The organism is Bifidobacterium reuteri DSM 23975 (assembly GCF_000741695.1).
Classification (GTDB): domain Bacteria; phylum Actinomycetota; class Actinomycetes; order Actinomycetales; family Bifidobacteriaceae; genus Bifidobacterium; species Bifidobacterium reuteri.
In genome coordinates, this window is sequence record NZ_JGZK01000005.1 from 87,801 (window position 1) to 108,390 (window position 20,590).

At 60.5% G+C, this 20,590-nt stretch carries 21 protein-coding genes; 10 read left to right on the forward strand and 11 right to left on the reverse strand.

Features of this window, described 5'->3' with window-relative positions:
* Positions 1–3: 3 nt before the first annotated feature.
* From BREU_RS05695 to BREU_RS05715, 6 genes are all read right to left on the reverse strand, one after another.
* A complete protein-coding gene (locus tag BREU_RS05695; RefSeq protein ID WP_052382048.1) occupies positions 4–1,059 on the reverse strand; it encodes a recombinase RecT in 1,056 nt (351 codons plus the stop codon).
* Entirely contained in the window at positions 1,059–1,568 is a 510-nt protein-coding gene (locus BREU_RS05700; RefSeq protein ID WP_161788325.1) for an NUMOD4 domain-containing protein, read from the reverse strand. Before BREU_RS05700 ends, BREU_RS05695 begins: the two co-directional genes overlap by 1 nt.
* Complete coding sequence (locus BREU_RS05705; protein WP_044090664.1) at positions 1,565–2,551, reverse strand: YqaJ viral recombinase family nuclease; 987 nt, start codon at positions 2,549–2,551, stop codon at positions 1,565–1,567. The genes BREU_RS05700 and BREU_RS05705 overlap by 4 nt, the downstream gene beginning before the upstream one ends.
* Positions 2,551–2,709: a hypothetical protein gene (locus tag BREU_RS11930; protein WP_156100221.1), complete on the reverse strand. Its 159-nt coding sequence runs from the start codon at positions 2,707–2,709 to the stop codon at positions 2,551–2,553. Before BREU_RS11930 ends, BREU_RS05705 begins: the two co-directional genes overlap by 1 nt.
* Entirely contained in the window at positions 2,706–2,918 is a 213-nt protein-coding gene (locus BREU_RS05710; RefSeq protein WP_140462396.1) for a hypothetical protein, read from the reverse strand. Before BREU_RS05710 ends, BREU_RS11930 begins: the two co-directional genes overlap by 4 nt.
* 439 nt (positions 2,919–3,357) lie before the next feature.
* Positions 3,358–3,648 (reverse strand): hypothetical protein, encoded by a 291-nt coding sequence (locus tag BREU_RS05715; RefSeq protein WP_044090662.1) that lies wholly within the window; start codon positions 3,646–3,648, stop codon positions 3,358–3,360.
* A gap of 3 nt (positions 3,649–3,651) precedes the next feature.
* Between BREU_RS05715 and BREU_RS05720 the strand changes: the two genes are divergently transcribed.
* The gene (locus tag BREU_RS05720; protein WP_044090661.1) at positions 3,652–4,320 is read left to right on the forward strand and encodes a hypothetical protein; all 669 of its coding nucleotides are present in this window, start codon (positions 3,652–3,654) and stop codon (positions 4,318–4,320) included.
* 84 nt (positions 4,321–4,404) lie between these two features.
* Here BREU_RS05720 and BREU_RS05725 read toward each other — a convergent pair whose 3' ends face one another.
* From BREU_RS05725 to BREU_RS05735, 3 genes are all read right to left on the reverse strand, one after another.
* Positions 4,405–5,049 (reverse strand): hypothetical protein, encoded by a 645-nt coding sequence (locus tag BREU_RS05725; RefSeq protein WP_044090659.1) that lies wholly within the window; start codon positions 5,047–5,049, stop codon positions 4,405–4,407.
* Positions 5,049–5,324: a helix-turn-helix domain-containing protein gene (locus BREU_RS05730; RefSeq protein ID WP_044090658.1), complete on the reverse strand. Its 276-nt coding sequence runs from the start codon at positions 5,322–5,324 to the stop codon at positions 5,049–5,051. Before BREU_RS05730 ends, BREU_RS05725 begins: the two co-directional genes overlap by 1 nt.
* A 65-nt stretch (positions 5,325–5,389) precedes the next feature.
* A complete protein-coding gene (locus BREU_RS05735; RefSeq protein ID WP_044090657.1) occupies positions 5,390–5,602 on the reverse strand; it encodes a hypothetical protein in 213 nt (70 codons plus the stop codon).
* A gap of 167 nt (positions 5,603–5,769) precedes the next feature.
* On the opposite strand from BREU_RS05735, the gene BREU_RS05740 reads away from it, so the two are divergent.
* Positions 5,770–6,156 carry a hypothetical protein gene (locus BREU_RS05740; RefSeq protein WP_044090656.1) on the forward strand — a complete coding sequence of 129 codons (387 nt, stop codon included), beginning with the start codon at positions 5,770–5,772 and terminating at the stop codon, positions 6,154–6,156.
* A gap of 20 nt (positions 6,157–6,176) precedes the next feature.
* Positions 6,177–6,548: an ImmA/IrrE family metallo-endopeptidase gene (locus BREU_RS05745; protein ID WP_044090655.1), complete on the forward strand. Its 372-nt coding sequence runs from the start codon at positions 6,177–6,179 to the stop codon at positions 6,546–6,548.
* 375 nt (positions 6,549–6,923) lie between these two features.
* Here BREU_RS05745 and BREU_RS05750 read toward each other — a convergent pair whose 3' ends face one another.
* Together BREU_RS05750 and BREU_RS05755 are read right to left on the reverse strand one after the other, a co-directional pair.
* Complete coding sequence (locus BREU_RS05750; protein ID WP_223847928.1) at positions 6,924–7,481, reverse strand: GNAT family N-acetyltransferase; 558 nt, start codon at positions 7,479–7,481, stop codon at positions 6,924–6,926.
* Entirely contained in the window at positions 7,459–7,638 is a 180-nt protein-coding gene (locus BREU_RS05755; RefSeq protein WP_044090653.1) for a hypothetical protein, read from the reverse strand. Before BREU_RS05755 ends, BREU_RS05750 begins: the two co-directional genes overlap by 23 nt.
* A gap of 114 nt (positions 7,639–7,752) precedes the next feature.
* Between BREU_RS05755 and BREU_RS05760 the strand changes: the two genes are divergently transcribed.
* The 7 genes from BREU_RS05760 (at position 7,753) to BREU_RS05790 (ending at position 20,470) form a co-directional block, all read left to right on the forward strand.
* Positions 7,753–8,886 carry a tyrosine-type recombinase/integrase gene (locus BREU_RS05760; protein ID WP_044090651.1) on the forward strand — a complete coding sequence of 378 codons (1,134 nt, stop codon included), beginning with the start codon at positions 7,753–7,755 and terminating at the stop codon, positions 8,884–8,886.
* 378 nt (positions 8,887–9,264) lie between these two features.
* Positions 9,265–12,387, forward strand: coding sequence for an alpha-mannosidase (locus BREU_RS05765; RefSeq protein WP_044088909.1), 3,123 nt, complete (start codon positions 9,265–9,267; stop codon positions 12,385–12,387).
* 149 nt (positions 12,388–12,536) lie between these two features.
* Positions 12,537–15,683: an alpha-mannosidase gene (locus tag BREU_RS05770; RefSeq protein ID WP_044088784.1), complete on the forward strand. Its 3,147-nt coding sequence runs from the start codon at positions 12,537–12,539 to the stop codon at positions 15,681–15,683.
* A gap of 386 nt (positions 15,684–16,069) precedes the next feature.
* The gene (locus tag BREU_RS05775; RefSeq protein WP_044088785.1) at positions 16,070–17,368 is read left to right on the forward strand and encodes an ABC transporter substrate-binding protein; all 1,299 of its coding nucleotides are present in this window, start codon (positions 16,070–16,072) and stop codon (positions 17,366–17,368) included.
* Positions 17,365–18,336, forward strand: a complete 972-nt coding sequence (locus tag BREU_RS05780) for a carbohydrate ABC transporter permease (RefSeq protein ID WP_044088786.1) — start codon at positions 17,365–17,367, stop codon at positions 18,334–18,336. Before BREU_RS05775 ends, BREU_RS05780 begins: the two co-directional genes overlap by 4 nt.
* Positions 18,336–19,175 carry a carbohydrate ABC transporter permease gene (locus tag BREU_RS05785; protein WP_044088787.1) on the forward strand — a complete coding sequence of 280 codons (840 nt, stop codon included), beginning with the start codon at positions 18,336–18,338 and terminating at the stop codon, positions 19,173–19,175. Before BREU_RS05780 ends, BREU_RS05785 begins: the two co-directional genes overlap by 1 nt.
* Positions 19,176–19,192: 17 nt before the next feature.
* Entirely contained in the window at positions 19,193–20,470 is a 1,278-nt protein-coding gene (locus tag BREU_RS05790; protein ID WP_044088789.1) for a glycoside hydrolase 5 family protein, read from the forward strand.
* The last annotated feature ends 120 nt before the right edge of the window (positions 20,471–20,590 follow it).

Sequence of the window (20,590 nt, forward strand, 5' to 3'; positions counted from 1 at the left end):
GGCTCACTCGCCCTCCCTGACGCTGGCCTTCAACTGGGCGAGCACCACATCGAGATCGGCTTCCGGCAGTCCGCCGGTCTCCTTCACCTCGCGTCCGAGGACCTTCGAGATCGTCCCGCACGCCTCCGCGTCCGACGTGACGCCCAACTGCTGGAAACGGCGGATCACGTCGCGACGCTTCACCTCGACAGGATCCGGCTCCTCGGCGGGCTGTTCCGTCCCGCCGTCCGCGAGCACGCCGTCAATGTCCGAAGGCTCTTCGGGGGCGTCGGCGTCCGAGTCGGGCAAGCCTTCCGGTGAGGATGGGAGAATACCTGAGTAGTCCGGAGTGTATGCATCTACGTGTTGCTGTACTTCCTCCTTCACATCGGCACTGTTCGGGAGCATCTTGAACGCCCTGCGGATTACGGATTTGATGGCCATGGCCTCGTAGTCCGTCACCCATGGGCCGTTGTTCTTTGACTTGCTGCGGGAGCGGACGGCGTCCACCTCATCTCTGGTCATCACATCAAGCTGATGGCCTCCGTCCTTGAACAGCGCGATGAAGTACACATGAGTGAGTTTCGCGTTCCTGGGTCGTTTCTCGGCGGGAATATGCACCAGATCCTCATGCAGGCCAAACTGGTAATGGAATTCGTCGCCATCATAAACGGCCTTTGCCTGCATGCTCTTGATTTCCCCGCTATTTCGCGCCAATTGGAGCATGCCTCGGTAGCCGATGAGGAATGTGGCCTCCATCTCATTGTTCTTGTTGTTGAAGAACGGGATGATATACGCTTTGCCGAGTCCGTCTGCGTTTGACAGTTCAAGGCCGAGCTGGGCGCATTTCATGAAACATGAGAGCACGCTGTTGAGAGTGCATTCCCGTAGTTTGGGTTCACGGCTCAGCGTGCTTTGGTACATCTGGAATATGCGATCGGGGGTCATATGCTTCGGCATGGATGCCACGATGCGGGGCCAATCCTTCTCCAAGGCCGTCATGAACTGCTGCTTCCGTTCCTGGTCGTTTGGCATTGCTTGCAACTGGCGATTTTGGATGGATCGTGCGAGTTGTCCCATTACTGTGCCTCCTTGGCGTACGCGAATCGATGGTTTTTGACTGCCCGGATGGTTGCCGTACAAACGCCGAATCTTTTGCTCAGTTCGATTTCCGTCTCGCTTGACGAGCGAATGAGGGCGACTTCTTCAGGACCGAGCTTCACGGGCTTTTTCTTAAGGCCTGTTCTGTACGCATGCCGGTTGTTCCCGCTATAGGTCGTCCATTCAAGATTGGTTACGTGATTGTCGGTCTTATCGCCGTTCTTGTGGTTTATCACCGGCAGATGCCAGGGATTCTCGATAAACGCTTCGGCGATAAGCCGGTGCAGGTATCTCATAGATTGCCTGCCTTCCTGCCAAAGACTGACAACGAGGTATCCGTTCCGGCCTAGGGCTGGGCGCAGATATTTCTCCGGCACCGTCTTCACAAAACCGTTTTTGCAAGTTACCTTGTGACGGATGCTGCGGACTTTGCCACTGTCGGATATTTCGTAATAATCGAAACCCGCTATTGCCTTCCAACGCATCATTTCTCCTTCAACTGCTTGAATCTGAACGTCCTGCCCGAGCTGGGCTTGACCTCCCGCGTGTAGCCCTTCCGGTGGAACGGCTTGTACGTGGCCTCGAACCCCTGGCATCGGACTCCCTCGCTGTCGCCGATGCGCACGATCAGCGCGTCCTGCAGCAGCTTCACGTCGTCCGCCGCCTCCATGGCACGCTGCCTGGCCTGCTCGTATTCGGCCATCAGGGAGGCGAGTTCGGGATCGTCGTCGGCGGCCAGGATGCCCTCCGTGGGCTCCGGGTACGCCTTCGCCACGTCCACGCCCTTGAGCCGTGGCATCCTTCCGCCGGTCACGAACCCCCAGAACTCCTCGGCCGCCTGTATGACCGCCTGCACGTCCTGCTCGTCACGTTCGAAGCGCACCTCCACCGGCTCGCCCTCGCCGAGGTCCGCGTAGAAGAAGCCCCACGTGAACCCGGTGACCGCCATGTAATGCGTGACCTGCGCCATGTAATAGTCGGGGGCGATAAGGTTCCCGTCGGCGTCATGCCAGTCCGTGCGGCCGCGCATGGCACCGGCCGTCTTGATCTCCAACACGCCCCACGAATCGGATTCCGGATCGTAGATGAAACCGTCCAATGAGGCGTGCATCAGGGGATGCGCCCTGGACGTGAGGCTGATGTCGGTGCCGTCTATCACCTGATATTCCGGGTGCAGTCTACGGAAACGGCGGCGAAGCTCCACCTCGAGCGCGTTGCCCTTGACGACGGCCCACTTGCCGCTGATGTCCTCGGGCTCCTGCCGTCCGGTCTTCTCCAACCACAGGTCGTAGGGCGTCATCCACGGGTTGAGGCCGAGGATCGTGCTCATGTCCGAGCCGCCCACGCCCAATCGGCGGAACCGCAGCCACGCCTCATGGCGTGACCGTTTCGTGGTGCCGGAACCCTTGAACCGGTGAATATCGAACATGCCGGACGATTTCGCGGCCATGTCCACCGTCATTCGCACCATCAGTCCTTCCCTCCCATGTCCTCAAGATTCAGACGCGAGTCCTGCAAAGCCTGCATGAGCAGGCTCTCCAACGCGGTCTCGCTCGGCGTGACCCGTAATCCGGCCAACTCCGGCTGCAGCGCCTTGCTGAGTCTCTGTACGAGTTCGATGTCACTCACTGGCGTTTCACCTTCCCCTGCAGATAGTCGGCGCGGCTGTACCTGTTGGCCTCGTCCGTGCGTTCGATGTCCTCGCGACGCCAGCCCATGAAACACCCGTTGACGCCACGCACCGGCTCCGGATACGGGCTGGTCAGATGCCCGCTCGACCATTTCGCCACCGTCGAATACGAGCGGTGGCAATGCGCCGCTAGCTCTCTGATGGTCATGAGACCCTCCATCGTGGTATCCTTTCCCTTGTTGGTATCCTGTTTTTCCTTGGGGCCCCGGTTGCAGCCGGGGCCTTTTCTGTTATGCGGGATCCGCGCTGGCCGTGTCACCGGCCCGCATTTGTCGGATGGGCCTCGACGGCCATCGTTCCCCCGACCTCCCGAAGAAATCAGGGAAAAAGAAGGGCGTCGCGGGTGGCGTTGACGCGGATCCCCGTGGACCGAGCCGAATCGAACGGCATCCCGTCGTTTGCCACGCCACATGAAACGTGATCTCCGACGGTGGCTAGCCTGCCGGCCCCAGGGTGGCGGGAACGGAACCACTGACCCAGTCAGACGCTCCCGCCGGTGTTCAAGAAAACTTTTCGGTTATTTGGGATTTACGGTCTCCTTTACCGCCGTCCGCCCGTGAGGAAAACCAGCAACAGGCGGGCAAGAATCATTCGGTCAGATACGGTCCGACCTTGCGCAGCATCCATGGAAGGAGGAGCCTGCAGCCCGCCGCCACGTAAACGATCAGTGCGATGGTGTTGCCCAGGGGGTGCGCGCAGCCGTCGTGGGTGAGCAGCCACAGGAGCGAGCCGGCGAGCACTGTCAGCCACAGCAGGCCGGTCAGGTACGGGTACCGGTCGCGGAGCCTGCGCGGTCGTGTCGGCCGCTCGAAGCCGCTGAAGTGACGCCCGTAATCATGCACGTCCATCACGCCGTCCTCCTTCCAGATAGAATCCATGTCATGGATGGTTCCGTTATCGCGTCGTGGGCCGGCGCGCTCGTATCCCTCGCCGGCGTGGTCGTATCCGTATGGTGGCCATGGCGCAACCGGCCACAGGCCGATTGGACGTTGCTGAAGCACTCGACGGATCCGGACATCCCGCTGTCGGCGACCGTTCCCGGCCTGGCCGGCTGGCTTGCCTGTCGCGGGGAGAAAGAGCCTGACTTCATCTGCGGGATATACAATTCCGGGGACGGCGCCGCGTATGACGTGGAGGTCGAAGGCAACGGCTGCACGGCGTACTTCCTGCAAATAACCGATGATGGAACGAACACGAAATACCTCACCCCCAGCAAAATCGCGCAGGTGAAGTCCACTGACGAACTGCTGCTGCTCGGTTTCAGGAGCAATGATGCCGACGTCATCGCGGTCCGCCTGATCTGGACGAAGCAGCCGACCCGGTTGCGTCGGCGCGTGAGTCTGACCTATGCGATCGAGGGGAGCATTCCGGAACAGCCCCGCTATCCCGTACCCGAGAAGCGAGGCCATTATCCGACGATGCTTCGTTGGTGTTTTGAGCATTCCCGTTTGGGATTATGGTTACATGGCAAGTCCCGTCGATGGGCCTGGCGGACTCTGGACGCTCCGCGAACAGACCATCCAGACGATCGAGAAGCCCCTCGCCGGTGATTGTCAGTAGCAGCACGTTCGACGTGGACACCAGCGCTGCCGTGACGCTGATGACGGCGGGGGTCCAACTAATGAAATCGTCCATCACGCCGCCTCCCTGCGGGTAGTATCCGGTTCATGGATTGGTGGAACATGTTCTGGACCGGCCTCGGCGCCGTCGGTGGAACGTTCGGCACGGTCGCCGGCCTTGTCGCCCTCGTCCAGACGCGCAAGGCGAACAAGCTCGCGCAGCGTGCCAACGAGCTGGCCGAGACGGCCAACCGTGAAGCCGGGACGGCCAACAAGCTGGCAGAACACGCGAACGAGATAGCTTTGGACGCCAATGAGGTCGCGGAGCGGGCGCTCCGGGTTGGCGCGGACCAGACCGTATACGATTGGACGGTTCGGGTCGAGGATGATGGCCGGACCATCGTCCTTCGCAATCACTGCGCACATGCTGCTGACGATGTCGCCGTCACGGTTCGGTCGGGAGACGCAGCAATAGTCGACGCCACGTTCGACCATGTAGCCGGTTTTCGCGTACTGCGCCTCGATGCATCGCGCACGGTCGACCAGATCGTCGAACATCAGCGGAAACTCAACCCAGCTTTCCTTCACGGCCTTGCCATACGGTTCGAGATCGAGGTCCACATATCGTGGGTCAGCGAGCTCGGGATGCACCGAGACCAGGTAGTCGATGAGATCGTCAGCTGTGAGCACTAGCCGCTCCATCGAAACGCCGTAACCCATCACTCCGCCTCCTTGCCGGTGAGCGCCTGCGAGCCCATCGCATGGCTCGCAGGCTTCAACACAAACTCAGGTTGGAGAAGTTCATAAGGCTCATAGCCTGTTACTTCGCAAAAGTCATGCAGGTCAGAGAGTGTCAACGGAATACTGCCGTTGATTCGCCGATTTGCGGCGTCTCGGCTTTGCTTCGTTAGCTCGGCATATTCGATAACGCTGATATGCCGATATGCCAAGACTGCTCTAAATCGGTCTGCCACAATGGAGTTGAGCTCCGGCATGAGCGACGTTCCTTTCGTGTTCTGCAATTTGCGACGCCGGGCCCTTGGGCCCGGCCTGTAGTTTTTCAGATGACGAATGAGAGAGCCGTTGCCGCCTGTTCGCTGATGCGTCGGGCCTCACCCTGGCCTCCGCGGCCGAACCTCACGGTATCGGTGCCGTCCGCGTGATGCACGAGCGTGAACCGTTCGCCGTCGGGCCACTCCACCACGATGGTCCTCACCGCCCCCTCGATGGTGGTCGTGACCTTGGCCTCTGTCTCGATTTCCTTGGCTTCCATTTCCTGTCCTTTCCTCGGTTGGTGATTCTTATTATGAACCCAATTGGACGCATAGCAAGTCAAGATGACGCATGGCGTGTCGTCAATTGAACGCAAAACACATCATTTGTGGCGCATGAAATATCTTTTGTGCGCGCCTAAGCGCAAACGCAGTTATGATGAAAAGTATGGGAAGCAAGAAAATCGACGTCAGCGCTCTTGGCAAAATCGTCAGCACCAATATCCGAGCACAGCTGGGAATCAGACGCATGTCTAACCGCGAATTGGCGAGGCAGATGGGGCGAAGCGAGAGCTATGTGAGGGCGAGAATCAACGATGAAAAGGAGTGGAACCTCAACGACATTGGGATAATCAGCCAGATATGGGCTATCTCGCCGGACCGTTTGGTTATCCCTATGGTCGAAGAGGCAGATGACAGCACCGCGTCTCGTTTGCATGAGGAGGATGCAGATGCGCTCGCCGAGCGCATAGCAGCCAACCCCGAACAATACGCGATTGCGGCCAACCGGGATCCGAACAAGGATCTCGAACGGGAAGGGGGTGAAGGACGGTAAGCATTACCTATGACGAACTCCTGCAGGAAGCCGCCAATAATGGAATTCGGGTGGAGGAATGCCGGCTGCAGCAGGGATTGTGCGGCTTCTACTACGAGCCTAAGCGTCTCATTGTCCTCGATGAAACGTTACTGGACTTCCAGAAACGCTGCACCCTCTGCCATGAGCTCGTGCACGCCCATAATCATGACCGGGGCTGCACCCCTTATGGGTCGAAGGCCGAACGACGCGCAAGACTGTGCACTGCGTTCCGGCTCATCAACCCGCATGAGTACGCGATGGCCGAAAGAATGTACGGCGCAGACTCGTACCTTATCGCGTGCGAACTCAACGTGACCATCCAGGTCATCGAAGACTACAAGAACTGGCTGCATGACAGCGCTGTCAGCTGAAGAAAGAAGGAATCATGGGAAGGCATTCAGCTCCGACCATTGATCGGAATGTACCGTTTTTCGGGCGCAAGCAGGAGATATTGCGGCTCCGCGAGGAAGCAGAAACGACGGTATGCACAGGCCCAAGAACGCGGCGACGCGATTCAATAAAACAAGGGCCGCCGCAGCGACCCAGGAGACTCCTTCTACAACCTGTAGATGAGCTGATTCGAATCTTGCACATGACACTCCAGAAGTCAAATCTAGGTTCAGCTCCCGATTAGGACGGAAAGAAAGGTGATTGGTCGTGGCTTTCGCATTGATGGGGTCGGCACGCATGAGCTACGGGCAGATGCGCGGAGACTCTACGAGACGGTGCGGAGCCTGACCGAAATGCTAGAAGAACGCGAGTGTGCTGCCGAAGTAGTCGCCGCGAGCCTGCGGGGTGAACTCCAGGGACAGCAGGTGGTATTCCGGATCATCGGGATCCGGGCCCTCATCCACGAATCCGAATCGTGCGAACAGGTCCATACTGGGCCTGTTGCGTGGATCCACCTGGGTCAGCACGAGCGGCGTGCGATGGGAACGCCAGGCGTCGTCGCGCAGGTGCACGATCACCGAGGAGAGCAGCGTGTCACCAAGATGGGTGCCGCGCACCTTCAGGGCGGTGGCGATGTACGAGATCTGGTAGACGCCCTCATGTCCGTCGGTCGTCTCCACGGCGACTCCGTATTCGCAGAACCCGACCACGTCATCATGCAGGGGAACGTCACCGGATACGACAAGAAGCGTGCGCATGATACCCTTCGGGGTCTTGCGCACGTTGAGTTCACGTATGTACCGCTGTGGATCCATCGCCCATTCAGAGCCTCCCGGATCGCAGCAGAGGAACTGTCTGAGCGCCGTCTGATGGTCTCTGGAGCATTCCCGTTCAACGACGAGCTTCAGGCCCATCGGAGGGTTCCTTCCGGGCCTTCGCCCGACGTTCCATGTAATGACGGGCGCTGCGGGTCAGCTTCATCCATTTCGCGTCCACCATGCTGCGGGGTTTGCCGTCGGCTGGCGGCGTATATGCCGGGATGGGCTTCACGCCGGTATCGGTCATGGTCATGGCCGCCTCCTTTCAAACAGCGTAAAGCAAGAAACTTACACGAAATACCTCATTTGTGCAAATCACCTGTATCTACGATTCTTCAGGAACTGTGGACAGAAAGGATGTGACGGCATGGCGAACATCACCAAGTATCTGACCAGCAGGGGCGAGACCCGGTACATGGTCCGCTACAGGAAGCCCGACGGCGCGCAGACCAAGAAGCGCGGTTTCCGCCGCAAGCTGGATGCGGAACGCTGGTCGGCCGAGCATGTGACCGTCGCCAAGGCCGAGGGCTCGTATGTGGACCCGCAGGCCGGCAGACGAACCGTCGCCGCGCTGTGGCCGGCGTGGATCGCCGCGAAGAGGATCCGTTGCAAAGCGAGCTACATCGACTCGCTGGAACGTGAGTGGCGGCATCGGGTTGAACCGCGGTGGGGCGGCCGCGGGCTGGCGACGATCTCCCGCGCCGAGGTCCAGGAGTGGGTGGCCGGACTGGCCGCCGAGGGGTGCAGCGCAAGCGTGGTGCTGCGCGCCCACGGCATCCTTTCCGCGATCGTGCGGCAGGCCGTGCGTGACCGGCTCGTCGCCGCAAACCCCTGCGACGACGTCGAGCTGCCGAGGAAACGACGCAAGGAGCACCGGTATCTCACGTGCGGTGAGCTGATGCGTCTGGCGGACGCTTCACGTGACAAGAGGACCATCGTGCTCGTCCTGGGCCTGACCGGACTGCGTTGGGGGGAGCTGGCGGGCCTGCAGGTCGGGGACGTGGACTTCGGCCGGCGGCGGCTGTGGGTCCGCAGGAGCGCCACCGAAGTCAGGGGGCGGATCGTGGTGGATACGCCGAAGTCGGCGAAATGGCGGCAGGTCGTCTATCCGGCCATGCTGGACGGCCCGCTGCGGGACGCCTGCGCCGGCAAGTCCGCCGGGGACCTGGTGTTCACCGGCGCGGACGGCGGGTATGTGCGGCGCACGCACGGGCCGAACACCACGTCGTCGTGGTTCTACTGGGCGCGCAAGCGTGCGGGCATCGTCGGGGACATGACGGTGCACGATCTGCGGCATACGGCCGCGAGCCTCATGGTCGCGTCCGGCGCGAACGTGAAGGCGGTGCAAAGGCAGTTGGGGCATGCGACCGCGTCGATGACGTTGGACGTGTATGCGGACCTGTTCGATGACGATCTGGATGCGGTTGGCGCGGCCATGAATTCCCTGATTCTGGAAAATGTGCCCAAAATGTGCCCAAAAACAGTGGGGGAGGCCGCGTAATCCAAGCGGCAGTAGGTGTTCCGGGTCTGGTCGACCGGGGTTCAATTCCCCGCGCCTCCACCAATCCGCTTCGGCGGAAACAAGCCGCTTTCCCTTACGGCAGTAGGGGAGAGCGGCTTTTCCGTTTTCACTGGCTATCACCCGAAATCACTGGTTTTCCGAAAGATGTGGGCAACCAGCTGTCCGGACGAGCTATGCGAATTCCCCATAGTGCACAACACGCGTCGGGGGAATGGCTTGACATTGTGGCTCGTCATGGCAAACTATGTTACTAAAGCGCTTTAGTTTGCGCGACGGAAGCGCATGCCCGCCACAACCACCGGAGGGCAGCACGATGATGTGACCGCACCTTGCGGCAAGGACAAGGGAAGAGGCAAGATGTTCCTGAAACCAGAACAGCAGCTTGAACGGTGCAAACGAGTGTTGCGCCAACGGGTGAACCCGCATATCCACCCGGTCATCGCCCATCTCGACGTGGAGGCGTTCGATATCCCCGGCGAGCCGATGCCGACTCAGGAGTTCTTCGGCAAGCTGCATCGTGGCGAGATCCCGTTCAAGCCATTCACACTCGGCAGCGAATGGGGCACCACATGGGGAACGGTATGGTTCCGTCTGAGCGGAAAGGTCCCCATGGGCCATACGCCGGGCCGTCCGCTGGAGCTCATGATTGACCTCGGCTGGTACCCGCACTCCTGTGGCGGTCATATCGAGGGACTGGTCTACCGGGAGGACGGTACCGCCATCAAGGCCGTGCACCCGCTCAACCACTGGGTGCCGTTCATGGATGAGCAAGGCAATGCGCAGGTGCCCATTGCCGAGGATGGTGGTTTCACCGTCTATCTTGAGGCCGCATGCAATCCTCTGCTCCTCGGCGTGCCGCCATTCATCGAGACCGAGTTGGGTGATCACGCCACCGGCAAGCCGGATGAGCCATACGTGTTCAAATCGGCCGACCTGACCGAATTCGACCGGCGTTTCGAGGATTACTCCGTCGATCTGGATGTGGTGTCCCAGCTCATGGAATACGCGGACAAGCAATCCCCGCGCTACTGGCAACTGGCCAAGGCGCTGCAGCGTTCCATCAACAGCTTCGACGAGCAGCATCTCGATTCGGTCGAGCAGGCTCGCGAGCAGCTCGCCGGAGTGCTTGCCAAGCATGCGAACGCCTCGGCGATGAACGTGAGCGCCATTGGCCACGCGCACATCGATTCCGCCTGGCTGTGGCCGGTTCGTGAGACCCGCCGCAAGGTGGCGCGTACCGTCTCCAACGCGCTGGCATTGATGGATGCCGATCCAGACTTCAAATACGCGATGAGCTCCGCACAGCAGTACGCATGGCTCGAGGAGGACCATCCGGATGTCTTCGCGCGCATGAAGCGACGCATCGCCGAAGGTCGTTTCATCCCGGTGGGCGGCATGTGGGTGGAGGCCGACGGCATGCTGCCCGCCGGCGAATCCCTGATCCGTCAGATCAGCTACGGGCGACGTTACTTCAAGGAGCATCTTGGTGTGGAGCCCAAGGGCATCTGGCTGCCGGACAGCTTCGGCTACACGGGGGCATGGCCGCAGATCGCCCGTCGTGCCGGCTACGAGTGGTTCCTGACGCAGAAGATCTCGTGGAACGACACCACCAAGTTCCCGCATCATTCCTTCATGTGGGAGGGCATCGACGGCTCGCGCATCTTCACACACTTCCCGCCTGCGGACACCTACGCCGCATGGTGCAAGGTGCAGGAGCTCGATTATGCCGAAAAGAACTTCCAGGACAAGGACCTTGCCGACCGTTCGATCCTGCTCTTCGGTTTCGGTGATGGCGGCGGCGGTCCCACGCGCGACATGATGGAGCATCTGCATCGCTACGAGGACCTTGAAGGCGTCTCCCGTGTGAGCATCGAGACCCCGAACGAGTTCTTCGACAAGGCCCACGAGCAGATCGAAGAGAACGCCGGCCCGGAGATGCCCGTCTACAAGGGCGAACTGTATCTGGAACTGCATCGCGGCACGCTGACCGCCCAACAGGACATGAAGCGCGGCTGCCGCACCGAAGAGTCGCTGCTGCGCACCGTCGAATACCTTGGCGCCGCCGCGACCTTGGCTGATTCGTCCTATGTCTATCCACGCGAAGAGATGGATCGCATCTGGAAGACGCTGCTGCTGAACCAGTTCCACGATGTGCTTCCCGGCTCCTCCATCGCCTGGGTGCATCGCGAAGCCCGTGAGGATTATCGCCGCGACATTCAGCGTCTGCGTGAGATCGCCGAACAGATTTGCGCCGTGCTACGGGCCGCCGATCCCGAAACCGATCTGCTGCCGGAGGCGCGCATCAGCCAATATCGCGCGGATGGCGCATCCTGGCAGGTTCGTCCGGTCGCGTCGCAAGACGAGTCCTTGCCGGTATTGGTGGAACGGCTCGACGATGGCTGTGTCAACATGGCAAACGGTGTGCTCTCGGCAGTCATCGAGCCGGACGGCACCATCTCCTCGCTGATCGATGAGACGCGCAATCGAGAACTGGTGCCTGAAGGCACGCGTCTGGGCCGTTACGAACTGCTGAAAGACGAGCCTGCCGTCTGGGATGCCTGGGAGATCGAACGCGAATCCCTGCTCATGGCGGAGGGGCTGAAGGGCACCATCGCCGATGTGACCAACGACCATGGTGCGGCGGTGGTCACCGTACACGTCACCGAAGGCGATACCGTTATCGACACGACGATCACGCTGCGTCCTGGAGCCAAGCAGCTCGACTTCCATACCTCGGTCGACTGGCATGCCAAGGAACGTTTCCTCAAGGTCGACGTACCGCTGGCCGTCAGCGCCGACCGCGCGGTGTACGACTGCCAGTACGGTCTGGTCACGCGCCCGATCGTCAAGAACAGCGCCTCAGACGAAGCCAAGTTCGAGAGCAGCACGAACAGGTTCGCCATCCTGCGTGAGGCCGGATATGCCGTCGCCGTGATCAACGGCTCGGTATACGGCTCCGACGCGGCTCCGATCGCCGGTGATGCCGGACGCGGCATAGGGGCCGGCACCATGTTCCGGCTGTCGCTGGTCTCCGCGCCGACCTTCCCCGATCCGCGTACCGATCTCGGCGCCCACGAGTATGACTGGTCAGTGGTGGCCGACGCCACCGCCGAACGCACCGTGGATGCGGCTTTCGAGCTCAATGCCCCGATCATCCACGATGCGCCCGCCATCGAACCGCTGGTCGGTCTTGATGTGATCGATGGCATGGCCGTCATCGACTGGGTGAAGCTGGCGGATGACGGTTCCGGAGACCTCGTCGTACGCGTCTACGAGGCGGCCGGCGGTCATGCCGAAGCTGCCCTGCGCGTCTCCACGGCGCTGCGGGGAGCCACGGTACGCGAGGTGAATGTTCTGGAAGGCGATGACATCGCCGCCGACCTGCCGACCGCGCTCAAGGACAATGGTGATGGCAAGGCCGAAGGCGCGACGCTCGCGTTGGGCCCGTTCCAGCTGGCCACGCTGCGCATCAGTCGCTGATCGTTTCCTCCTCCTATCAAAAGGCTCTGTTGAACCGACTCTGACATATGCTTACGGGCTGCCCTAAGTCAGCTTCGCTGACAAAGGGAGTCAAGGGGAGGGTTTAACAGAGCCCTACAACACACACAAGCAAAGGAGCTCAATACCTCATGTTTCTTCTGCCCAATCAGCAGCTGGAGCGCTGCGACCGCGTGATGCAGCAGCGTCTCAAGCCGCATATCCATACCACGCTGTCGGCGTGTTCGGTACGTTCGTTCGACAATCCCGGCGAGCCGGTTCCCTCGGACGAGTTCCTCGCACAGGTACGTGCCGGTGAAGTCGATTTCCAGCCCTTCCCCATACCCGGCGTATGGGGTACCACCTGGGGCACCACCTGGTTCGAGGTGAGCGGCCGTATCGACCGTGAAGCCGTCAAGGGACGCAAGATCGAACTCATGGTCGATCTCGGCTGGCTTGATTACCGTGGCCCGGGCTTCCAGTCCGAAGGTCTGGTCTACCGTGCAGACGGCACGGCCATCAAGTCCGCGAATCCTAGGAATCATTGGATTCCTCTGGTCTATGAGGACGGTGCCAGCACGGTCGACCTTGATGCCGACGGCAATTTCACCGTGTACATCGAAGCCGCCGCCAATCCGTTTGTGGAAGGCCCTACGCCGTTCTCGCCCACCGAGCTGGGGGAGAAGGCCACCGGCAAGCGTGAATTCCCCTACACGCTGAGCCGCATGGACGTCGCCGCCTTCAACAGGGAGGCATTCGCCTACTACATGGATCTGGAGACCGTCTCCTCGCTCATGCGTGAGCTCAAAGACGACGATCCGCGCTACTGGCAGCTCGCCAAGGCATTGCAGCGCTCGCTGAACGCCTACGAGGAGCGTGACATCGCCGGCACCATCGGTACGGCCCGTGAGGAGCTGGCCGGGGTGCTCGCCGAACCTGCGGCATCGAGCTCCATCAACCACATCGCCATCGGCCACGCGCACATCGATTCCGCCTGGCTGTGGCCGGTGCGTGAGACCCGCCGCAAGGTGGCGCGCACCGTCTCTAACGTGCTCGCCCTGATGGACGAGGACCCGGACTTCACATACTCGATGAGCTCCGCGCAGCAGTATGAATGGCTGGAGGCCGAGCATCCCGACCTGTTCAGGCGCATGATGGACCGTGTCAAAGAGGGACGTTTCATCCCGGTGGGCGGCATGTGGGTCGAATCCGACAACATGATTCCTTCCGGTGAATCGTTGATTCGTCAGATCACATTCGGCAAGCGGTATTTCCGGCAGCACCTTGGCGTGAATCCTCGCGGCATCTGGCTGCCTGACAGCTTCGGCTACACCGGCTCCTGGCCGCAGATTGCCCGTCGTGCCGGTTTCGACTGGTTCCTGACGCAGAAGATCTCGTGGAACGACACCACCAAGTTCCCGCATCACTCCTTCATGTGGGAGGGTATCGACGGCACACGCATCCTCACGCATTTCCCGCCTTCCGACACCTATTGCTCTTCCATGAGCATGCATGAACTGCAGTATTCCCAGCGCAATTTCCTCGACAAGGACCTCTCCCGCAACGCCATTCTGCTGTACGGTTTCGGTGATGGCGGCGGCGGTCCCACGCGCGAGATGACCGCACGCATTCGCCGCGACCATGACCTTGCCGGGGCGCCGAAGATCGAGTTCGGCACCCCCGACCGCTTGTTCGACCGTGTGCGCAAGGACATCGTCGACGATGCCCGTGGCGAGACCCCGGTATTCAAGGGTGAACTGTATCTGGAACTGCATCGCGGCACCCTGACCGCCCAGCAGGACATGAAACGCGGCTGCCGCGAAGAGGAGTCCATGCTGCGTGTGACGGAATATCTGTGCACTGCCGCGGCTCTCAAGAACCCGGATTACGCCTACCCCCGTGAAGAAATGGATCGCATCTGGAAGACGCTGCTGCTGAACCAGTTCCATGACATTCTTCCCGGTTCCGCCATCGCCTGGGTGCATCGCCAGCCACGTGCCGAATATGCGCACGATATCGCGCGATTGCGCCAGATCGCCAATGAAGCCGGGCGCGCCATCGCCGTCGTGGAGCCGGACGATGCCAGCGTCGAGCATGCGGTGATCACCCCATACGCACGTCAGGCATGCGAAGCCTGGGCCGTGCGTCCGGCGGCAGAGGCGTCGAACGGATCCGCAGACGGCGCTCAGGTGACTGTCATGGCCGAAGAGGGTGCTACGGTGCTCGACAATGGACGGCTGCGCGTGCGTGTGGAGGCCGATGGTACCGTCTCGTCGCTGATTGACAAGGCGCGCGAACGCGAGCTCGTGCCGTCCGGGACCCGCCTTGGCCGCTATGAGCTGCTCAAGGACGAACCGTTCCATTGGGATGCCTGGGACATCCAGCGTGATGCGTTCCTGACCGCCGATGGTCTGACCGACGCCGAAATGGAGCGCGTGGAGGTCGCCAAAGACGGCAGCGCCGTGGTGCATGTCGTCACGCATGCCGACAACGTCGAGATCCGCACCAGCATCACCCTGCGTCCCGGTTCTGCGACGCTTGATTTCGCCGCGGACGTGGATTGGCATACGCAGGAGCAGTTCCTCAAGGTTGATATCCCGGTCACGGTCCAGGCCGTTAACGCCCAGTATGAATGCCAGTACGGCATGGTCGAACGCCCGATCAACAAGAACACGCGCTCGGATGACGCCAAGTTCGAGAGCTGCACGCACCGGTTCGTCCGTATCGCCGATGCCGGGTACGCCGCAGCCGTGGTGAACGCATCCACCTACGGCTCCGATGTGAGCCCGATTCATGGGGATGCGGCGCATGGTGCCGGCCGTGGCACGATGGTGCGTCTGTCGTTGCTCTCCGCGCCGCTGTATCCGGACCCCCGCACGGATCAGGGCGAGCATTCGTTCGCTTGGAGTGTGGTCGCCGATGCCGGCATGGAGACCGTGCTTGCCGAGGCGAACCGGATCAACGCTCCGGTATTGGATGAACTGCCGGCGTTCGCGCCGCTGGTCCGTCTGGCCGACCGGCAGGGTGCCATCGTGCTGGATTGGATCAAACCCGCCGATGATGGTTCCGGTGACGTGATTGTACGTCTCTATGAGGCTGCGGGCGGCAATGCCACGGCTTCCCTGCAAGTAGCCGATGAGCTTTCCGGTGCTGAAGTCATGGAGGTGAGCGTGATGGAGGACGCCGATCTTCCATCTGATCTGCCGCGCGCGTTCGCATCGGATGACCCGTGCCCGGTTGACGGTGCGAAGCTGGCGTTGCAGCCGTTCCAGCTCGCCACGCTGCGTATCCGCCGATGACATGAAGTCGGATGCAGTCATGTAGGGGCATGAACTCCCGCTGATGGGCGTGGGGATGATGGGGCCCGCTGTCGCGATATGCGATGGCGGGCCCCATTTGTCTGTGCTTGGGTGCGTTTGTGTAAGGGTGCGGCCCCATCATTGTGCGCGACACGCGCATGCGTTGCGGGTTTGCAATGATACAGCGGTGTTGTTGTTTTATTAACTAAAGCGATTTAGTTAACAGGTTCTTGAAGGGCTGGAAACTAAATCGGTTTAGTCTCAGCGATGAGAACTAAAACAGTTGCAATCCTCGGGATGTCGACAGGCATTCAGCGGTGCACAACACAGGATCTTCATCCATGGACGGATGAGGGGTTCTTAAGGAACAGAAAGAAGGAAACACCATGTTTTCCATGAAGAAGACCGTCGCCATCCTCGGTGCAGGCGCGATGCTCGTCTCCGTGGCCGCTTGCGGCAACACCAATTCCAGCGATAACGGCGGTAAGAAGGAGATCTCCTTCCAGACCTGGAATCTGAAGAACGACAAGTACACCCCGTACTTCGAAGAGCTGATCAAGGCATACGAGAAGGATCACCCGGACGTCACCATCAAGTGGCTCGATGCCCCGTCCGATGGCTATGAGGACAAGCTCTCCAGCCAGGCCGCCTCCGGCCAGCTGCCGGACATCGTCGACGGCGGCAACTCCATCCTGTACGGTCTGGCCAAGGCCGGCGCCCTGCTCGATGTCTCCAAGGAAGCCCCGGACGCGCAGGATGATTACTACGAAGGCGCTTGGGAAGCCGTCACCATGCAGGGCAACGGCATCGAGAAGGGCGCCTACGGTCTTCCGTGGTACGTCAACGATGGTCCGACCTACTGGAACACCGAGCTGATGTCCGAATGCGGCCTCGACCCGAACAACATCCCCACCACCTGGGACGAGTACTTCGCCGCCGGTGACGCCATCGTGAAGAACTGCAAGGACAAGGGCATCTACCTGGGTATCACGATGGGCTACAACGCCGAGGACCTCCTGACCGCAGGCGTCAAGTCCTTCATGAACTCCGACCACAGCAAGTACACCTTCAACGATGAGGCCGGTGTCAAGCAGCTGACCCGCTTCGTCGACCTGTACAAGGCCGGCGGCATCCCGCCGGAGGCGCTGGATTCCTCCTGGAGCCAGGCCGCAGACCTGTTCCAGCGTGGCAACCTCGTCGCCATGGCAGGTTCCGCCTACTCCGCAGCAGGCTTCAAGCAGAACGCCCCGGACCTGTACGACCACCTTGCCGTCGGCCCGCGTATCTCCGATGACGGCCGCTCCGCATCCCTCGCCTACGAGATGCTCGGCATCAGCGCCCAGTCCAAGCACCCCGACGTCGCCATCGACTTCGCCCGCTTCGTGACTAACGCCGAGAACCAGGTCGCCTTCGACAAGCAGGCCTCCGTCTTCCCGTCCGCCAAGGGTGGCCTCGAGGACGAGTACTTCTCCAACATCGACGAGTCCACCCTCGAGGGCAAGGCTCTGAAGATCACGCTCGACCAGGTCAAGAACGGCTACGGCTCCCGTCCTGCCGAGTTCACCGACAACAACGGCTACAAGAACTTCCAGCAGCAGATCGCGCTCGCCATGCAGGGCAAGCAGACCCCGAAGGAAGCCCTTGACAAGTCCGTCGAGTTCGCCAACGAGAAGCTGGCACAATGAGCAATGCGGCATTCGCCGCTGACAGGTCGGAGGCCATCAAGGCCTCCGACCGGCCTGAACCGATGAACCGCACCCATCACAAGAAGCAGGATCGCAGCTTCGGCACCATCATTGCCCCCTACCTGTTCGTCTTGCCTGCATTCGTGATCGTGTTCGTGTTCATCGTCCTTGCGGCACTCAACACCTTCAGGCTTGCCTTCACCAACTCCACCCTGCTTCGTCCGGGTAAGTTCGTCGGATTCGATAACTTCATCAAGCTCTTCCATGACGAGTACTTCCTGACCGCACTGCTCAACTCCACGCTCTATGTGATCTGCGTGGTGCCGTTCATGGTCATCCTGCCTCTGATCCTGGCCTATCTGGTCCGCGGAAACTCAAGGATCATGGGATTCTTCCGCACTTCGTTCTACATGCCTGTGGTGATGTCCGCCGTGGTGGTGGGCATGATCTGGACCAACCTGCTGGATTCCGCCGGTCTGGTCAACTCCATGCTCAAGGCCATGAAGATCATCTCGAAGCCGATTCCATTCCTTACCGACCGCTGGGGCGTGCTCTTCAGCTCGATGTTCGTGACCATCTGGCTCGGCCTCGGCTACTACATGGTCATCTACCTGACCGCACTGGCCAACATCGACGAATCGCTTTATGAGGCAGCATCCCTTGACGGCGCAGGTCCGGTTCGCCAGTTCCTCTACGTGACGATGCCGGGTGTGCGCTCCACCATGATGCTCATCATGATGCTCTCCACCATCGCGGCCTTCCGAGTCTTCAACGAAATCTATGTGTTGACCAATGGTTCTGCAGGCCCCGGCGGTATGGACATGACCATGTCCATGCTCATCAAGCGCGAAGGCACCGGCATCCAGGCGCGAACGGGCTACGCAAGCGCCATCTCCATCGTCGTGCTGGTGATCGTGGGCACCATGCTCATCATCCAGCAGATCGTGCAGAAGAGGGGTGAGGACTGATGCAAGGGCATCATAGCAAGGTCACTGTGGGCAAGGTCGTGCAGTATGTGATTCTGCTGCTGGTCTTCCTGATGCTGGTCGGACCGTTCGTATGGGAGCTGTCCCTGTCGTTCAAGGGCAAGGGGGACAACGTCTATGCAGTGCCTCCCTACCTGATTCCCAAGACCCCGACAATCGAAAACTACGTCAACGTCTTCCGTCAGGTGCCGGTGTTCCATTACATGCTGAACACCCTGGTGGTGTGCATCATCTCCATCGCGGGAAACATCATCTTCTCCACGATGGCAGGATATGCACTCGGACGTCTCAAGTGGCGTGGCCGCGGGTTCGTGTTCGCCTTGTTCATGGGCACCATGATCATCCCGATCGAAGGTGTCATGATCTCCCAGTTCCTCATCATCCGCGCCATCAATCTGCAGAACACGTTGCTGGCCGTGGCCTTGCCTGGCTTGTGCGGCGCCATCAACATCCTGCTGATGACCAACGCCTTCAAATCCATCCCGATGGAACTTGAGGAGGCGGCCATGGTCGACGGCGCAAGCCTATGGCAGCGGTTCTTCCACATCTGTGTGCCGCAGGTCAAGGGCACGATGACCGTCGTGGGCATCTTCTCCTTCGTCGGTGCATGGAACGACTTCCTCTGGCCGTTGATCGCGATCTCCGATGAGAGCAAATACACCCTGACCCTCGGCATGAACAGGCTCAAGGGCATGTTCATCCAGGATCCGCGACTCATCGCCGCAGGCGCACTGGTCTCCCTCATCCCGATCATCGTCTTCTTCCTGTGCTTCCAGCGTTACTTCTTCCGCGGACTGGAACAGGGCGGTCTCAAGGGCTGACACGAAAGGATACTCTCATGAAATTCGGCGTTGATTACACGCCCTCGCATGGCTGGTTCCATTCGTGGCTCAACCCGGACTGGGAAAGCATCGACAATGACCTGAAGCAGATCAGCGATCTGGGCATGGATCATGTCCGCATCTTCCCGGTCTGGCCGTACCTCCAGCCCAACCGTACATGGATCAATATGAAGGGCGTCGAGGATGTGTGCCGTATGGTGCACATCGCCGGCGAGCATGGTCTGGACGCCTACGTCGACGTTTTCCAAGGCCATCTCTCCAGCTTCGACTTCCTCCCCTCATGGCTGGTGACATGGCATAAGGGCAACATGTTCACCGATCCCGAGGCCGTGGCTTCGGAACGTGAACTGATCTCCATCATGGCGGATGCGTTGGCCAAGGAACCGGCGTTCAAGGGCTTGACCCTCGGCAACGAGGTCAACCAGCTGTCCGATCGTCCGCACCCGACCAAGATGACCGCCACACCCGATCAGATCGGCGAATGGCTCGACGAGCTGCTGCCGGCCGCCAAGCGTGGCGATGACCTGGCCTTGTACAGTGTCAATGACGGTGTCTGGTTCATCGACGGTCACCCGTTCACTCCGGTGCAGTCCGCCACCAAAGGCGATCTGACCACTATCCACTCGTGGGTGTTCAACGGCATCGCCCAAGGCTATGGAGCCAGGAGCGAGGAGTGCTATTCCTATGCGCTCTATCTTGCCGAACTGGCCAAGGCGTTCGGTCCTGCCGACCGTCCGGTCTGGCTGCAGGAGGTGGGCGCGCCCGAAAACGTGCTTGCCACCGAAGATACGCCCGAGTTCTGCCGACGCACCGTTGAAAAGGCGCTCGACTGCTCGAACCTGTGGGGCGTCACATGGTGGTGCTCGCACGACGTACCGTCCGACATGGCGGACTTCCCGCAGCTCGAATACTCGCTCGGTCTGTTCGACGAGCACGGCAAGCTCAAGCCTATCGGCCGTGAATTCGGCGACATCGCCAAGCAGTACCGCGATGCCAAGCCGGCGCAATCCAAGTCCGTCGCCGTGGTGGTGGACGTGGACGAGCAGGGCAATCCCATCGACCGCAGTACCTTGGGGCCTGGAGGTTCCATCTGCGACATGTGGATGAAGCTGGAGGTGGCAGGCAAACGCCCGACCATCGTCACCTCCACAGTCGCGGCCGATGCCAAGGAACTCGAAAGCCGCGGCATTGACGAACTGTATCGTGACCAGACGCCGTACAAGGCGCGGTTCTATTCTGCGGTCTCCGATCCGGCGTTCGAATCGGTCGACTGATAGATTGCCGGCTGTGGAATCTGTGGTGTTCCACAGCCGGTTTCGTATATTCTGACCGTTCTTGAGTGTGATGGATCGTGTATGTGTTCGTGCGGTCGCATGCTGCAGGTAGCGAATGGT

Coding starts and splice junctions, on each gene's coding strand:
- BREU_RS05740 (WP_044090656.1), top strand. CDS start 5,770: ATGGGAAGCAAGAAAATCGACGTCAGCGCTCTTGGCAAAATCGTCAGC.
- BREU_RS05735 (WP_044090657.1), bottom strand. CDS start 5,602: ATGGAAGCCAAGGAAATCGAGACAGAGGCCAAGGTCACGACCACCATC.
- BREU_RS05770 (WP_044088784.1), top strand. CDS start 12,537: ATGTTTCTTCTGCCCAATCAGCAGCTGGAGCGCTGCGACCGCGTGATG.
- BREU_RS05760 (WP_044090651.1), top strand. CDS start 7,753: ATGGCGAACATCACCAAGTATCTGACCAGCAGGGGCGAGACCCGGTAC.
- BREU_RS05785 (WP_044088787.1), top strand. CDS start 18,336: ATGCAAGGGCATCATAGCAAGGTCACTGTGGGCAAGGTCGTGCAGTAT.
- BREU_RS05725 (WP_044090659.1), bottom strand. CDS start 5,049: ATGGGTTACGGCGTTTCGATGGAGCGGCTAGTGCTCACAGCTGACGAT.
- BREU_RS05700 (WP_161788325.1), bottom strand. CDS start 1,568: ATGATGCGTTGGAAGGCAATAGCGGGTTTCGATTATTACGAAATATCC.
- BREU_RS05775 (WP_044088785.1), top strand. CDS start 16,070: ATGTTTTCCATGAAGAAGACCGTCGCCATCCTCGGTGCAGGCGCGATG.
- BREU_RS05715 (WP_044090662.1), bottom strand. CDS start 3,648: ATGGATTCTATCTGGAAGGAGGACGGCGTGATGGACGTGCATGATTAC.
- BREU_RS05780 (WP_044088786.1), top strand. CDS start 17,365: ATGAGCAATGCGGCATTCGCCGCTGACAGGTCGGAGGCCATCAAGGCC.
- BREU_RS05730 (WP_044090658.1), bottom strand. CDS start 5,324: ATGCCGGAGCTCAACTCCATTGTGGCAGACCGATTTAGAGCAGTCTTG.
- BREU_RS05720 (WP_044090661.1), top strand. CDS start 3,652: ATGGATGGTTCCGTTATCGCGTCGTGGGCCGGCGCGCTCGTATCCCTC.
- BREU_RS05695 (WP_052382048.1), bottom strand. CDS start 1,059: ATGGGACAACTCGCACGATCCATCCAAAATCGCCAGTTGCAAGCAATG.
- BREU_RS05765 (WP_044088909.1), top strand. CDS start 9,265: ATGTTCCTGAAACCAGAACAGCAGCTTGAACGGTGCAAACGAGTGTTG.
- BREU_RS05705 (WP_044090664.1), bottom strand. CDS start 2,551: ATGGTGCGAATGACGGTGGACATGGCCGCGAAATCGTCCGGCATGTTC.
- BREU_RS05750 (WP_223847928.1), bottom strand. CDS start 7,481: ATGGGCCTGAAGCTCGTCGTTGAACGGGAATGCTCCAGAGACCATCAG.
- BREU_RS05755 (WP_044090653.1), bottom strand. CDS start 7,638: ATGACCATGACCGATACCGGCGTGAAGCCCATCCCGGCATATACGCCG.
- BREU_RS05790 (WP_044088789.1), top strand. CDS start 19,193: ATGAAATTCGGCGTTGATTACACGCCCTCGCATGGCTGGTTCCATTCG.
- BREU_RS05710 (WP_140462396.1), bottom strand. CDS start 2,918: ATGACCATCAGAGAGCTAGCGGCGCATTGCCACCGCTCGTATTCGACG.